The sequence below is a fragment of the Escherichia sp. E4385 genome (assembly GCF_963883145.1).
Taxonomy (GTDB): Bacteria; Pseudomonadota; Gammaproteobacteria; order Enterobacterales; family Enterobacteriaceae; genus Escherichia.
In genome coordinates this window covers 515,997-531,390 of record NZ_CAWOOJ010000002.1, presented here as the reverse complement: position 1 = coordinate 531,390, position 15,394 = coordinate 515,997, and the positions used below count along the sequence as shown (strand labels likewise).

12 protein-coding genes are annotated in these 15,394 nt (G+C 50.7%); 2 read left to right on the top strand and 10 right to left on the bottom strand.

Translation table 11 applies throughout. The features are described 5' to 3' along the window. The first annotated feature begins 102 nt into the window (after nucleotides 1–102). Complete coding sequence (gene pmrR, locus AACS80_RS04900) at nucleotides 103–192, top strand: LpxT activity modulator PmrR (RefSeq protein ID WP_074399408.1); 90 nt, start codon at nucleotides 103–105, stop codon at nucleotides 190–192. Here the strand turns inward: pmrR and pmrB are convergent. The 7 genes from pmrB to melR form a co-directional block, all read right to left on the bottom strand. Next, complete coding sequence (gene pmrB, locus AACS80_RS04895) at nucleotides 168–1,268, bottom strand: two-component system sensor histidine kinase PmrB (RefSeq protein WP_165383162.1); 1,101 nt, start codon at nucleotides 1,266–1,268, stop codon at nucleotides 168–170. The two genes, pmrR and pmrB, sit on opposite strands and share 25 nt — an antisense overlap. Further along, a complete protein-coding gene (gene basR, locus AACS80_RS04890) occupies nucleotides 1,269–1,937 on the bottom strand; it encodes a two-component system response regulator BasR (RefSeq protein ID WP_064525700.1) in 669 nt (222 codons plus the stop codon). Beyond that, the gene (eptA, locus tag AACS80_RS04885) at nucleotides 1,934–3,577 is read right to left on the bottom strand and encodes a phosphoethanolamine transferase EptA (protein WP_135410853.1); all 1,644 of its coding nucleotides are present in this window, start codon (nucleotides 3,575–3,577) and stop codon (nucleotides 1,934–1,936) included. Before eptA ends, basR begins: the two co-directional genes overlap by 4 nt. 104 nt (nucleotides 3,578–3,681) lie before the next feature. Further along, complete coding sequence (gene adiC, locus AACS80_RS04880) at nucleotides 3,682–5,019, bottom strand: arginine/agmatine antiporter (RefSeq protein ID WP_130259497.1); 1,338 nt, start codon at nucleotides 5,017–5,019, stop codon at nucleotides 3,682–3,684. Between the two features lie 136 nt (nucleotides 5,020–5,155). After that, nucleotides 5,156–5,917: a DNA-binding transcriptional activator AdiY gene (adiY, locus tag AACS80_RS04875; RefSeq protein ID WP_130221796.1), complete on the bottom strand. Its 762-nt coding sequence runs from the start codon at nucleotides 5,915–5,917 to the stop codon at nucleotides 5,156–5,158. A 333-nt stretch (nucleotides 5,918–6,250) separates the two neighbouring features. Next, a complete protein-coding gene (gene adiA, locus AACS80_RS04870) occupies nucleotides 6,251–8,518 on the bottom strand; it encodes an arginine decarboxylase (protein ID WP_135408864.1) in 2,268 nt (755 codons plus the stop codon). Between the two features lie 197 nt (nucleotides 8,519–8,715). Next, the gene (gene melR, locus AACS80_RS04865; RefSeq protein WP_130205915.1) at nucleotides 8,716–9,624 is read right to left on the bottom strand and encodes a transcriptional regulator MelR; all 909 of its coding nucleotides are present in this window, start codon (nucleotides 9,622–9,624) and stop codon (nucleotides 8,716–8,718) included. Nucleotides 9,625–9,906: 282 nt separating this feature from the next. Between melR and melA the strand changes: the two genes are divergently transcribed. Then, on the top strand, nucleotides 9,907–11,262 hold the full coding sequence (gene melA / locus AACS80_RS04860; protein WP_135410854.1) for an alpha-galactosidase: 1,356 nt from the start codon (nucleotides 9,907–9,909) through the stop codon (nucleotides 11,260–11,262). On the opposite strand, the gene AACS80_RS04855 is transcribed toward melA, so the two are convergent. From AACS80_RS04855 to dcuB, 3 genes are all read right to left on the bottom strand, one after another. Further along, nucleotides 11,259–11,906: a DUF2238 domain-containing protein gene (locus AACS80_RS04855; RefSeq protein ID WP_135410855.1), complete on the bottom strand. Its 648-nt coding sequence runs from the start codon at nucleotides 11,904–11,906 to the stop codon at nucleotides 11,259–11,261. The two genes, melA and AACS80_RS04855, sit on opposite strands and share 4 nt — an antisense overlap. Before the next feature lie 122 nt (nucleotides 11,907–12,028). Beyond that, nucleotides 12,029–13,675 carry a class I fumarate hydratase gene (gene fumB, locus AACS80_RS04850; protein WP_130205921.1) on the bottom strand — a complete coding sequence of 549 codons (1,647 nt, stop codon included), beginning with the start codon at nucleotides 13,673–13,675 and terminating at the stop codon, nucleotides 12,029–12,031. 77 nt (nucleotides 13,676–13,752) lie between these two features. Beyond that, a complete protein-coding gene (gene dcuB / locus AACS80_RS04845) occupies nucleotides 13,753–15,093 on the bottom strand; it encodes an anaerobic C4-dicarboxylate transporter DcuB (RefSeq protein ID WP_000899528.1) in 1,341 nt (446 codons plus the stop codon). Nucleotides 15,094–15,394: the final 301 nt, after the last annotated feature.

Below are 15,394 nucleotides of genomic sequence, written 5' to 3'. Positions count from 1 at the left end.
GGCCTGATGCGACGCTGTCTTATCAGGCCTACAACCGAACTCTTAAGGTTCACTTAATCTCTGGCGCGCATACTCTCCTCCAGGTTAACGGAGGAGAGTGCAATGAAAAACCGTATTTATGAACGTTTAACTACCGTGTTCAGCGTGCTGGTAGTCAGCAGCTTTCTCTATATCTGGTTTGCCACGTACTGATCTTTCTTCAGCCGTACCCAGGCACGCGTGCCGGAGGTTTCTTCCCGGTTTTGCAGGAAAAACTGCCCGTGATGCAACTGCGTGATGCGGCTGACAATACTTAATCCCAGACCAATTCCTCCATAACGGCTGTCCATTCGTACAAACGCTTTGCTTAACTCCCCGCATTTACTCTCATCAATACCTGGCCCTTCATCTTCAACCGCCATTACCGCACCGCCATCTTCTTGCAGCTTAATCATAATGTTGCTGCCTTGTGGGCTGTAACGATGGGCGTTTTCTACCAGGTTTCGCAATAACATCCGCAGCAGGGTTGCATCACCCTGAACGGTGATGTCGGCGGCGCTCTCTGGCAACAGCAAGGTTTGCTGACGCTGGTCGAGCATGGTACTTAACTCGTCATACGAGGGCAGAATCACATCTTCCAGCAGTTTTACATGCTGATAATTACCGGATGAAAATGACTGACCCGCACGCGCCAGTTGTAACAACTGGGAGACGCTCTCCATCATCTGATCAAGCCGCGCCACTAACGGCGCTACATCAATGTGATGCGTTTTCGCCAGCAACTCCAGATGCAAACGTACCCCCGCCAGCGGCGTTCGCAGTTCGTGAGCGACGTCAGCGGTAAACAAGCGTTCGTTATCCAGCGTGCTGGTCAGGCGAGATACCAGATCGTTCAAAGCCGAAACCACCGATTCGATTTCGAGGGTGGCACTGTGAATGGCAATGGGCGTTAAGTTGTCGGCGGTGCGCGCTTCCAGCTCTTTTTGCAACTCCGCCAGCGGACGGGTGATGCGCCGTACCGCTTGATAGCAGATAAATAGCGTCAGGCTGACCATAAACACGCCGGGGACAATCAGGCTGGCGACCGCCTCGCGGATCTCACGCATGATGTGGCGATCGTTGTTGCGATTGTCGCGTAACGCCTGCTCAAATAGCTGAATCTGCTCGGTACTTTCATGCCATAGCCAGAAGACGCTGATCAGCTCAAACACCAGCAAAATGGCCCCGATGGTCAATATTAGCCGCTGGCGTAGCGATATTGGACGACGCAGAAAACGCATCAGATTCAATTAGTTCTCCTCATTTACGACCAGCATATAGCCAAAACCGCGTACGGTACGGATGCGCGACTTACCCACTTTATCGCGCAGGTTGTGGATATGTACTTCCAGGGTGTTAGTCGAGGGTTCGTTGTCCCAGTTATAGATGTCGTTGTAGAGAATTTCCCGATGCACGGGGCTGCCTGCCTTGAGCATCAACCGTGACAGCAGAGCATATTCTTTCGGCGTCAGAATCAGTTCTTCACCGCCCATCCATACCTGACGGCGACCCATATTCAGCGTCAGGTTGCCAACAATCAACTCGCTTTCGCCCTGATTATTATGGCGTCGCAGCAGGGCGCGAATGCGGGCGTGTAACTCTTCCAGCGCAAAAGGCTTCACCAGATAGTCGTCAGCCCCGACATCCAGCCCAGCGATTTTGTCGGTCAGAGTGTCGCGGGCGGTGAGGATCAGCACCGGCAGGGTGTATTTTTTCTGCCGGATGCGGGCGAGAAAATGCAGCCCGTCTTCGTCAGGTAAACCTAAATCCAGCACCACCAGACTGTAATGACCAGCTTCCAGGCTTTGTTCCGCCATCCGTGCGGTTGTGACGCCATCACAGGCGTAGCCTTCCGTTTGCGCCGCCAGAATCAATCCCTGCAATAACAGTGTATCGTCTTCAACAATTAGAATTTTCATTCAGTCGTTCTCCTGCAAGTTTGCAGAATATCATCCGCAGCCTGGTAATACTTCGTCTCAACACCGGTTAATCCCAACAGCGTTGAGAATAAATTGTCTTGTGAATAGTGCTGCGTTTGCGCCTGTTTTTGCAGGCAATTCTGGTCAACCTGATACCGCTTTTGATAATCCTCCGACAGCCACAGCAGCATTGGCACCTGTTTTTGGCTATCCGGGGCGATGGCATAAGGCAGGCCGTGCAGATAGATGCCATTTTCACCTAACGATTCACCGTGATCAGAAAGATAAACCAGGCTGGTGGTAAATTTATCCTGATGTTCTTTCAGCAGATTAATCGCTTTATCAACAATATAGTCGACGTAGACCAGCGTGTTGTCGTAAGTGTTCACCAGTTGTTCTTTCGAGCAGGTTTGGATCTCGTTGGTGTCGCAAGTAGGGGTAAATTTCCTGAACTGCGGCGGATAACGGTTGTAATAGGTCGGGCCGTGGCTGCCGATGGTGTGTAATACAATCACGCCATCTCCCTGCAGATTATTGATGTACTCTTCCAGCCCGTGGAACAGCACTTCGTCATAGCATTCGCCGTTGATGCACTGACCAGGCAAGTTCAGCGCAGTGACGTTCTGGTGAGGCACGCGGTCGCAGACGCCTTTGCAGCCGCCATCGTTGTCATTCCAAAGCACGTTGATACCCGCCCGCTGAATGATATCCAGCACGCCTTCCTGGTGTTGTGCCAGCTCTTCTTTGTAATGCTCGCGCGGCATATCCGAGAACATGCACGGTACAGAAACAGCCGTTGCTGTGCCGCAAGACGCAGTATTTGGGAAATAGACCACGTTATCTTTCGCCAGCCGCGGGTTAGTTTCACGCGGGTAGCCGTTGAGCGAGAAGTTTTCCGCCCGTGAAGTTTCACCGACGATCAAAATGGTCAGGTTTTTCCGATCTCCATTTTGCATTAACGGGTTGCGGCGAGCATCCTCACCAATGCGTACCAGCGGCAGATTCGCCAGTCGTTGATGAGAATACCATGACCAGCTGGCAACAATGCTGTTAGAGGGGCTTAAGGATTTCACCAGCTCTTTGTTGTTGCGAAACAGCGAGGCGTAGTCTTTATAAAACAGCGCGGCGACCAGCAGAATCAGCAGCACAGAAATCAGGATATTAGCCCCACGGAAAAGAACACTGCGCAGGCGCGAGTTGGCGGGTTTAATTTTAATCCAGCAGGCTATCAGCGCCGCAAGTACGCCGCTTAACCCCAGCGTTAATAACATTTGTGGTGTCATCAGCGCATAACTTTCTGCCGGAGTGGTATCAATAATATTGGCAATCATCGAGCGGTCGATGACGATGCCATAGGTCATGATGAAATATTGCGCCGACGCGCCGACCAGAATAAACAGGCACGCCAGCGGGCGATTAAGCCATAAGAAAGAGCCTAGTGTCAGAACAATATTCATCACACTAAACGCGACGACTGGCATTGATAAGAAAACCAGTACGTTATGCAGTGAATCCAGCGGTAACGCCTGTAATACCTGTTTAAAAAAGGCAATATTCAGGCAGATAGAGATATAAAAAGCAGCCAGCAATAGCCAGGCGAGTAAATTCAAAGAGGGTCTTTTTAGAAGGCGCTTCAACATCACGGTGTTTCCATCGAACAAAGTGCGCATATGTTCGCAAAGCAAAGTTAAGCCAACCTTAAGTTCTTAAGGTTGGCTTATGCGTTTGCTGGATTAAGGGGGACTTAATCTTTACTGGTCGGTGCATCTAAAGGATAGGGGTTTTTATGCATCCGGTTGTAGTTCAGCGTGTACATGGCTGTGATCACCATCAGAGTGACGAATGACCACATGACCTCTTTTGCGCCAGAACCGACCACCGCCCAGATACAGTAAAGGAAGGCGATAGTCGTGATGGTCACATACGCCGGACGCGTTTTGCCAAAGTGACCGTGACCTAAAAGCAGTAAAGCGGCACAGGTGTAAAGATAAGGCACGAGGGTAAAGATTACCGATACGGAGGACACCAGACCAAACTCTTTGGTGGCGTTTGGCGAGATGCTACTGAACTGGAAGATAGTCATCAGAATACCAACGATAATCAACCCGGCAACCGGAGTACCCGCTTTGTTAACGCGGGCAAAAATGGGGGGGAACAGGCCGTCATCGGCAGCCGCTTTCGCCGTTTGCCCGGCCAGTAGTGTCCAGCCGCCCAGCGAGCCTAAGCAACCTGCCGCTGCGCAGAAGGAGACAATGGCCCCAGCGGTATCACCCAGCGCCATCCGCGCTGCATCGCCAAAAGGTGAGGCGGAAACGCGCAGCGCGGCATTAGGGATCATCCCCATAATTGCCGTGGTCGAGAGTACATAGCAGACGGCGGCAATCAACACCCCGCCAATGGTGGCGATAGGCACGTTGCGTTTCGGGTTTTTCACTACGCCCGCCGCAACGGAAGCACTTTCTACCCCGATAAACGACCACAACGTGACGTTTAAGGTACTTTGAATCGCACCGAAAGTACCCTGACCACTCACGTTCCAGGCTGCCATATACGTTTCACTGTGGAACCAGAACCAGCCGAATACTGCAATCCCGACAATGGGGATCAGCGCCAGCACAGTGGCGACAGCCTGCACGCGGGTGATCATTTTTGGACCGACGATATTAAGCAGAACGAAGATCCACAGCACCACCACACAGGTGATGGTTAATACCAACGGATCTTTGAGGATAGGGAAGAAGTAGCTTAAATACCCCACGCCAATGACCACCATGGCAATATTGCCGATCCAGCAGGCCAGCCAGTAGAGAACGTTTGTTTGATACCCGAGGAAAGGGCCAAAGCAGCGGCGCGCGTAGGCATATGAACCGCCAGGGCTGGGATCAAGGAAAGACATTTTGGCGTAGACCATCGACAAAGCCAGCGCACCGATAATCGTCACCAACCAACCATATATGGCTATCCCGCCTGTCGAGGCTAGGTTTGCAGGTAACAGAAAAACACCTGACCCCATAATATTCCCCGACACCATCAGGGTGACGGGGATTAAGCCCACTTTGTGAGCGTCAGCATCCGAAGACATAATTAAACTCCTGCGAAGGCGAGCTTCGTGACAATAAATTACGTCATATCATACGCCTACACTCGCGCGTTGAATTATCCTCAACCGGGTTATCGCTGATGCTGTTATTAATATAGCTCTTCGTTCAGGTTATAAATCAGGCGACAGAACGTTCTCTGTGCTGGCTAACATAATGGAGAGGCGTCATACCATAGAAGTCTTTAAATACAGATATAAAATAGGAAGTGCTGTTGTAGCCGCAGGATTGTGATACCTGTGAGATATTTTTGCCGTCCATCATTAATTCATTTACGGCATAACGCATACGGCAGGTGGTGATTATTTGGCTATAACTGGTGTTTTCACTTTTCAGTTTTTTCTTTAACAGGCTGGGGCTTAGACATAAACAGCTGGCTACCATACTAAGATTCCAGTCTTTATGAATATCGCTTTCAATTATTTGATAAACGCTATCACTTACACAATTACGTAACATATACATCATAAGAGAAAGGAATTTTTTACTGTCGAGAAAGCGTGATAGCACAGTGAATAATAATGCACGAGTGCGCTCTTTTTCTGACTCTGTTTCAGCGGGCATCATGCTATGTTGAGCAGCGACGCGAAAGAGGTCCAGTGTCAGGCATGGTAAGGCCAGAACTGGGGTGGCGCTTCGTTGCCAGACGGGTATTTTTGAGAGATCTTTATTCAGAAAACGGAGGTAATCTTTGATGATGTTATGACTAATATGCGCAACCAAAGTGTTATTAAGTGAGGAGACATCAATAATATTATTTTCACAACTTAATAACGCCATGTGGTTAGCCTTCAGGCTTATAGGTTCTTTCCCATTCACCCTTAACCAGACATCTTTTTCAGTCAATAAAACAATACAAGGTTGGTCGCTGCAAATCCTCATACATGTGCTCCTGAATGCAAATAAAAGACCCGTTTTCGCCAGGAAGAGCGATACGGGGAAATGGTTATATAATTGTATGACGAATCAAAACATGCATAAAAATAACGTGTTTTACTAATATTACAAATTTTTATAGTAATTTCTCATGTACAAAAAATTTTACATGCTGAAAAAGTGTAAATAACAGGCAAAAAAAAGCGCGGGGTGGGGCCGCGCAAAAAGTATGACATTTTTGTTTGCAGCAATTTTTATGAAAACGTTGCCATACTCAAAAGGCCTCAGGCCAGGCGGCGTAATGTTATTTAAACAATTACGCCTTCAGCGGAATAGTGGTTACGCTTTCACACACATCACGTGGTAAATACCGTCAATAATTTCGGTACCTTCAGTTTCGTGTTCGAAACCAGGGAAATGATGATCCCAGGATTGTAGTGAGCGTAAATAGCTTACCTGCGGACTGTTTTTATCGCCGAAGTTTTCGCCAGAGAGCAGCATTGGGATTCCTGGCGGATACGGGATGACAGAGTTCGCCGCAATACGTCCCGGCAGGTTTTCAATGGATACCAGTTCGACGTTGTTATCGACAATCGCGTTGTAGGCTTCACGCGGGGTGATTTCAGCCACCGGCAGGCCAGAATAGGCTTCGTTCAACCGTGCGCCTGGGTTGTTTTCTTTCAGCCAGGCAAACATTTTGTCACCCAGATCGTGAATACCCATATTCGCGTAAGTGTCAGGATATTGTTCAGCAAGTTCTGGCATCACCTGCGCCAGCGGTGTATTAGCATCGTAGTGGCGTTTGAAAGAGCAAAGTGTGTTAACCAGAGTTCCCCATTTCCCTCGGGTTACGCCCATAGAGAACAGGAACATAATCTGGAAGTCAGTGGTGCGGGTTGGCACAATGCCGTGACGACCAAGCCAGGCGGTGACCAGTGCGGCAGGTACGCCAGTCTCTTCCAGTTCGCCGTCTTCTCCCATCCCCGGTGCGAGGATGCTGACTTTAATCGGGTCGAGCATGCTCCAGTTGTCCGGGATATCTTTAAAGCCGTGCCAGCTTTCGCCTGGGTGCATTACCCAGCAGTCCTGAACGGTGGTCAGCAGTTTGCTCGGCGCGTCGGCAAAGTCATAGGTTTTGCCAGTTTCCGGGTCGGTAACCACTTCTTTATTCCACGGTTTAAAGAACCAGTTTCCTTCGTCGGTAAATTCTTTATACAACCGCGCCATTGCCTGACGGAAATCGACCGCTTCGTCGATAACTTCCTGCGTCAGCGACAGGCCGCTGTTGCCGTCCATCATCGATACTGCCACATCGTTTGATGCGCAGATGGCATACAACGGGGAAGTGGTGGCATGCATCATGTATGCCTGATTAAAGCGGGAGAAGTTAATCGCTCCACGACCTTCACGCACATGAATGTAAGACGCCTGCGACAGCGCATTCAGCAGTTTGTGAGTGGAGTGGGTAGCAAAAACGGTTGGGCCGTTATGATCGCCCGGTTCACCGCGCATGGCATAGTGATCGGCATAGATCGGATTAAAGCGCGCATAGCCGTACCAGGCTTCGTCGAAGTGCAGACGATCGGAGGTTTTTTCTAACAGATCCTGTGCTTCTTTGGCGTTGTAGCATACGCCGTCGTAGGTGCAGTTGGTTACCACGCAGTAAGAGGGTTTTTGCCCAACTTTATCTTTGGTCAGCGGGCTTTCGCTGATTTTCTTCTGTAAAGTTTCAGGCTGCATTTCCTGCGGGTAGATTGGCCCGATAATGCCGTAGCGGTTGCGGCTTGGCACCATGTAGACCGGTTTCGCGCCAGTCAGCATTAAGCCTTGTTCGATGGATTTGTGGCAGTTACGGTCAACGACCACCACATCGTTATCGGTCATGCAAGCCTGCATGATAGTGCGGTTAGAGCCGGAAGTCCCGACGACGACCGACCAGGAGCGATCGGCACCAAATACGCGCGCGGCATATTTTTCGCTTTCGCCAAATGCGCCAGTATGGTCGAGTAAAGAACCGAGGGAAGTTCTTTCGATGCCCATGTCGGTACGGAACAGATTTTCACCATAATAGTCATGGTAGAAACGCCCGGCTGGCGTTTTGGTGAAGCCAACGCCGCCCTGGTGGCCCGGTGCGGCCCAGGAATACTCGTGGATGTCGCTATATTTCATCAGCGCGCTGAACAGTGGCGGCAACAGTTGCTGACGATAGCGGGTCATCGCGGCAACGGCGCGTCCGGCGATAAAGTCGGCGGTATCTTCCAGAATCCAGGCGAATTCATCGACAAGCTCCAGCAGGTCGCGATCTATTGCGGCGAGGGCTTTTTCCCGATCGCCCAACAGGAAGACCGGCACATTTTGCTGGCGTTCGTGAAGCTTACCGATCAATTCTCTGACGTTTTGATGTTCGTCCGGATGTTCCATTTGATAGCTGAACATCAGACAATCAATGGCCTCATTTGAAGAGAGAATGGCAAAGCCGTCATCAAATGAGGTTGATTTAATGACAGTGACATTTTGCTGGCTTAAGGCATTCGCCAGACGCTCAACGGCGTTACCGACCCAGGTGTCCTGATGGAGAAACTCGCTTTCAACAATTAATACTTTCATCATTGCTTACCCGGTTATGAAGGAATCTTCGTTGCGGGCAAGTATCTTCTGGGTATTTCAGGCTGTAAAGCGAGTAAAAAACAGTCGCTTTTGTTTTTTTATTTTTATAAACAAACAATTACATTGATTTCTAAAGTTGTTTTCACTGCTTATTATCGACAGCTAAACTATTTTTTTGGCTGATACTGATATCATCTTTATCCGGGAAGCGTCTGGCGGTGTTGTTGGCTAAGTTTGCGGTATTTTTGCGGCGACATGCCGACATATTTGCCGAACGTGCTGTAAAAGCGACTGCTCGAACGAAAGCCTGCTGTCAGGGCAATATCGAGAATACTTTTATCGGTATCGCTCAGTAATGCGCGAACGTGGTTGATGCGCATCGCCGTAATGTACTGTTTCATCGTCAATTGCATGACCCGCTGGAAGATCCCCATCGCATAGTTGGCGTTAAGTTTGACGTGCTCGGCCACGTCGTTGATGGTTAGCGCTTGATCATAGTTTTCTGCAATAAAGCCCAACATCTGGCTGACATAAAACTGTGCATGACGCGAGACGCTGTTTTTGTGCGTACGCGAGGTTTTATTGACCAGAACCGGCTCCCAGCCAGAGAGGCTAAATCGCTTGAGCATCAGGCCAATTTCATCAATAGCGAGTTGGCGAATTTGCTCGTTTGGGCTGTTGAGCTCCTGCTGCCAGCGACGCACTTCAAACGGACTAAGCTGCTGTGACGCCAGTGATTTGATCACCATACCGTGAGTGACGTGGTTTATAAGGTCTTTATCCAGCGGCCAGGAGAGAAACAGATGCATCGGCAGATTAAAAATTGCCATGCTCTGACAGGTTCCGGTATCTGTTAGCTGATGTGGCGTACAGGCCCAGAACAGCGTGATATGCCCCTGGTTGATCTTCACTTTTTCATTGTTGATCAGGTATTCCACATCGCCATCGAAAGGCACATTCACTTCGACCTGACCATGCCAGTGGCTGGTGGGCATGATATGCGGTGCGCGAAACTCAATCTCCATTCGCTGATATTCTGAATACAGTGATAGCGGGCTGCGGGTCTGCTTTTCATCGCTGCTACACATAAAGTTATCAGTATTCATGGATGGCTCTCTTTCCTGGATTATCAGAATTATGACATGAGTGGGGGAGGATGACTGCGAATGGGAGCACGGTTTTCACCCTCTTCCCAGAGGGACGCGGGGAGCGCCCGAGCATAAGGAGGCTGAAATCTCTGCTTTTTAGCTAATTTATTCTCATAAACTCAGATTTACTGATGCTTCACTCAGAATCTGAGTTTATGGGAATGCTCGACGGGGAAGCCGGAGGTTTTCTGTGGTATCGCCTGCCATGATGAAGACATTCAAGCAAGCCTGGAGATCTGAATGATGTCTGCACCCAAAATTACATTTATCGGCGCTGGTTCGACAATTTTCGTTAAAAATATTCTTGGTGATGTGTTTCACCGTGAGGCACTGAAAACGGCGCATATCGCTCTGATGGACATCGATCCCACACGGCTGGAAGAGTCGCACATCGTGGTGCGCAAGCTGATGGATTCAGCAGGAGCCAGCGGCAAAATCACCTGCCATAGCGAACAGAAAGAAGCCTTACAGGGCGCCGATTTTGTGGTGGTGGCGTTTCAGATTGGCGGTTATGAACCCTGCACAGTGACTGATTTTGAGGTCTGTAAGCGCCACGGTCTGGAACAAACCATTGCCGATACGTTGGGGCCTGGCGGCATTATGCGTGCGCTACGTACCATTCCGCACTTGTGGCAGATTTGCGAGGACATGACGGAAGTTTGCCCCGATGCCACCATGCTCAATTACGTTAACCCGATGGCGATGAATACCTGGGCGATGTATGCCCGCTATCCGAATATCAAACAGGTGGGGCTATGCCACTCGGTGCAGGGAACGGCGGAAGAGCTGGCCCGCGACCTGAATATCGATCCGTCCACGCTGCGTTATCGTTGCGCTGGTATCAACCATATGGCGTTCTACCTGGAGCTGGAGCGCAAAACCGCAGACGGCAGTTACGTGAATCTCTACCCGGAACTGCTGGCAGCGTATGACGCAGGCCAGGCACCGAAACCGAATATTCATGGCAATACTCGTTGCCAGAATATTGTGCGCTATGAAATGTTCAAAAAGCTGGGCTACTTCGTCACGGAGTCGTCAGAACATTTTGCCGAATATACGCCGTGGTTTATTAAGCCAGGTCGCGAGGATTTGATTGAGCGTTATAAAGTGCCGCTGGATGAGTACCCGAAACGCTGTGTTGAACAGTTGGCGAACTGGCATAAAGAGCTGGAGGAGTATAAGAACGCCTCCCGGATTGATATTAAACCGTCGCGGGAATATGCCAGCACGATTATGAACGCTATCTGGACCGGTGAGCCGAGTGTGATTTACGGCAATGTCCGTAACGATGGTTTGATTGATAACCTGCCACAAGGATGCTGCGTGGAAGTGGCCTGTCTGGTTGACGCCAATGGTATTCAGCCAACCAAAGTTGGTGCACTGCCTTCGCATCTGGCCGCCCTGATGCAAACCAACATCAACGTACAGACGCTGCTGACCGAAGCCATTCTCACCGAAAATCGTGACCGTGTTTACCACGCCGCAATGATGGACCCGCACACCGCCGCCGTGCTGGGCATTGACGAAATTTATGCCCTGGTTGACGACCTGATTACCACTCACGGCGACTGGCTACCTGGCTGGTTGCACCGCTAAGGTGTAATCGCTTCCGGCGCTCTGGTGATTAAGCCATAGCGCCGTAACTGGCGACAGTGAAGGCGAGTGAGCAATATCACTGTCGTTAATGCGCCAAGCAACGCACAGAACATATCGGATTGCGTGTCCCACTCGCCTTGCGTACCGAGAAAATCCTCCGCTCCCTGGCCCATCGCCAGCGCCGCCCACCACTCGATCAACTCATACATGGCGCTTATTGCCAGCGCTACGCAGCAGACCAGGAACGCCACCATTTTCCGTCCACGAACGTACATTCCGCGCACGAGAATTTCTCGTGCCACCAGTGCAGGCACCAGCCCCTGGAAAAAATGCCCCAGCTTGTCATACGGATTACGGCTCAACCCTAACCATTCCTGCACCTCAAAACCGATGGGAACTTTCGCGTAGGTGTACTGCCCGCCGACCATCAGGATGATGGCGTGAAAGAAAATGAGCGTATAGAGCAGCGGCGTTAACGGGTAACGTCTGGCGGTGGCAAGCAGTAGCGGCACGACAATAATCACCGGTGTTACTTCCATCAGCCAGGTGAGTTTGTCATGGGCCGAAATGCCGGTATAAATCAGGATTAACGTTAGCGCCAGTGCGCCGATGTTAAGAATTAACGGCTTGAGTGTGCGGGTCATGGTGAGTTCGCAAGTCAGGGAAAATACTGACTATTCACCAGCAAGCGTGAAATTACAATCGCAAAAGAGGTGGCCCAGGGGGATCACCTGGCAGCATGCTGCCAGGCGCTGGGCCGAAGAGGTTACTTAGTGCAGTTCGCGCACTGTTTGTTGACGATCTGCTGGAAGAAGTCGTTGCCTTTGTCATCGACCAGGATAAACGCCGGGAAATCTTCTACTTCGATTTTCCAGATTGCTTCCATACCCAGCTCCGGATAAGCAACGCATTCCAGATGCTTGATGCTCTGCTGTGCCAGTACCGCTGCCGGACCGCCGATGCTACCGAGGTAGAAGCCGCCGTGTTTATGACACGCGTCGGTAACCTGCTGACTGCGGTTACCTTTCGCCAGCATGATCATGCTGCCGCCGTGGGATTGCAGCAGATCCACGTAGGAGTCCATACGACCTGCGGTGGTTGGGCCAAGTGAACCAGAAGGATAACCGGCAGGGGTTTTCGCCGGACCCGCGTAGTAGATCGGGTGATCTTTGATGTACTGCGGTAGTTCTTTACCGGCGTCAATCAGCTCTTTCAGCTTGGCGTGTGCAATATCGCGACCCACGATAATGGTGCCGGTGAGCGACAAACGAGTGGAAACCGGATATTGCGAAAGCTGGGCGAGGATCTCTTTCATTGGGCGGTTGAGGTCAACTTTCACCGCTTCGCCTTCACCCGCCTGGCGCAGTTCTTCCGGAATGTACTGGCCTGGGTTGTGTTCCAGTTTTTCGATCCAGATACCTTCGCGGTTAATTTTCGCTTTGATGTTACGGTCAGCGGAACAGGACACGCCCATACCGACCGGGCAGGAAGCGCCGTGACGCGGCAGGCGGATTACGCGGATATCGTGAGCAAAATATTTACCGCCAAATTGCGCGCCGAGGCCGAGTTTCTGGGCTTCTTCCAGCAGTTCCTGTTCCAGCTGGACATCGCGGAACGCCTGACCGTGTTCGTTCCCTTCGGTCGGCAGTTCATCGTAATAGTGAGCGCTTGCTAACTTGACGGTTTTCAGGTTGGTTTCCGCAGACGTGCCGCCAATCACAAACGCGATATGGTACGGCGGGCAGGCTGCGGTCCCGAGGGTGCGCATTTTCTCGACGAGGAAGTTTTTCAGTTTACCCGGAGTCAGCAGGGCTTTAGTTTCCTGATAGAGATACGTTTTGTTGGCAGAACCGCCGCCTTTGGCGACGCAGAGGAATTTATATTCATCGCCATCTACCGCGTACAGGTCGATTTGCGCAGGCAGGTTAGTGCCAGTGTTGACCTCTTTGTACATGTCCAGCGGCGCGTTCTGTGAATAGCGCAGGTTATCTTCGATATAGGTGTTATAGACGCCTTTCGACAGCGCTTCTTCATCACCACCGCCGGTCCATACGCGCTGACCTTTTTTACCAACAATGATCGCGGTGCCAGTATCCTGGCAGGTCGGCAGCACGCCTTTGGCGGCGATTTCGGAGTTTCTCAAGAATTGCAGCGCCACGTACTTATCGTTCTCGCTGGCTTCTGGGTCGTGAAGAATAGAAGCAACCTGTTTCTGGTGTGCCGGGCGGAGCATAAAAGAGGCGTCGTGGAAGGCTTGCTGCGCCAGCAGGGTCAGGGCTTCTGGTTCCACTTTCAGGATGGTTTCGCCGTTGAATTCGGCAACGCTAACGTAATCGGAAGTGAGCAGATAGTATTCGGTGTTGTCTTTCCCCATCGGGAAAGGCGCCTGGTAGATAAATGGTTTGTTTGACATAGCTTCCAGCCTGTAACTCTGTATTTGTTATACGAAAATGGCGTGCCGCACAGCGACGGGCGGCACGCAAAGTGCATTTATAAGAACCCGTACATCGCGGCGAAGATCCAGCCAAAGACGCAAGATACGCTCACGCCAATCAACCCTGGCAGAATAAAGCTGTGGTTGATGACGAAGCGACCGATGTGGGTGGTGCCGGAACGGTCAAACTGAATCGCTGCCAGATCGCTCGGATAGGTCGGCAGGATATAATAACCGTAGCAAGCCGGTGCTGAAGCCACGATGTAAGCCGGGTCAACGCCAATCGCCAGTGCGACAGGAACAATCGCCGCCAGCGCCGCGGCCTGGGAGTTTACAAACTTGGAAACCAGCAGCAGAACAATGGCATAGGCCCACGGATACTCTTTCACCATTTCGCCCAGTACGCCCTGAATTTCAGACATATGCGCACCGAACATGGTTTCTGCCATCCATGCGATACCGTACACCGCCACGATGGCGATCATACCGGAACGGAAGACTTCGTTTTTTGAGATAGACGCGGGATTGGTTTTGGTCAGGATAATAATCAGCGCCCCGGTCAGCAGCATAAACATCTGAATAACCAAGACCATCGACAGCGGTTTGCCGCCGAAGGACGGACGCAGGTCCGAATCAGCACCGAGAAGTGCGACCACGGCAATTGCCCCGAGGAAGATCCACATTGCCAGCCAGTTGCTTTTCGGCAGTTTTTTATCCAGCAGCGTCGCGGTGTCACCGTAAACGTACTCACGGTTTTCCGGTACGGAGATGAATTTCTGGAACTCTTCGTCTTTATCCAGATCTTTACCGCGGAACCAGCTGAAGATACCGATCGCCAGGATACCGAGTAACGTCGATGGAATGGTGATTGCCAGCAGGTCGAGGAACTCAAGGTGACGACCATCAAAGGTAACGTTACCCAGCATCGCGACCAGTGACACTACCGCAACCGACACCGGACTGGCGATAATCCCCATCTGTGCACCGATAGAACTTGCCGCCATCGGACGTTCCGGACGGATATTGTTCTTAATTGCCACGTCGTAGATGATTGGCAGGATGGTGTAAACCACGTGACCTGTACCGCAAAGAATGGTCAGCGTACAGGTAACAAACGGCGCGACAATGGAGACATATTTCGGATTGCGGCGCAGCAGTTTCTCGGCAATTTGCAGCATGACGTCAAGGCCGCCCGAGGCTTGCAACGTGGCCGATGCCGCCACCACCGCGATGATAACCAGCATAACATCAACCGGTGGTTTACCTGGCTGAAGATGGAAGACGAATACCAGAATGACGAGGCCGATACCGCCTAATAAACCTAGCGCGATACCGCCCTTTCTGGCGCCATAGAACAGACATATCAATATTATGATAAGTTGGATAGTAAATAACATTTGTGAACCCTCGCGATAATCCCATTTAAATTTCTACTGAATAGAACGCAGTCTCGTTCTGTTTGTATGAACTTTTTTCAGAGCCTGACTAATATCCTTTTGGTCGTTACTGGCCTGAGTAATTACTTCACAGTGAATATTGGCTGATTCAGGCAGCAATAAATTAATACACTGTGATAAGCGACTTTTTCAGAGAAAAATACTCTCTGGCGATGGGGTTATAGTTTGTGCTGCGCAGATGTTAATAGTTTGTTTTCTACTATCTTATTGATATTTATTGGTATATTTTTTGTTCTAATGA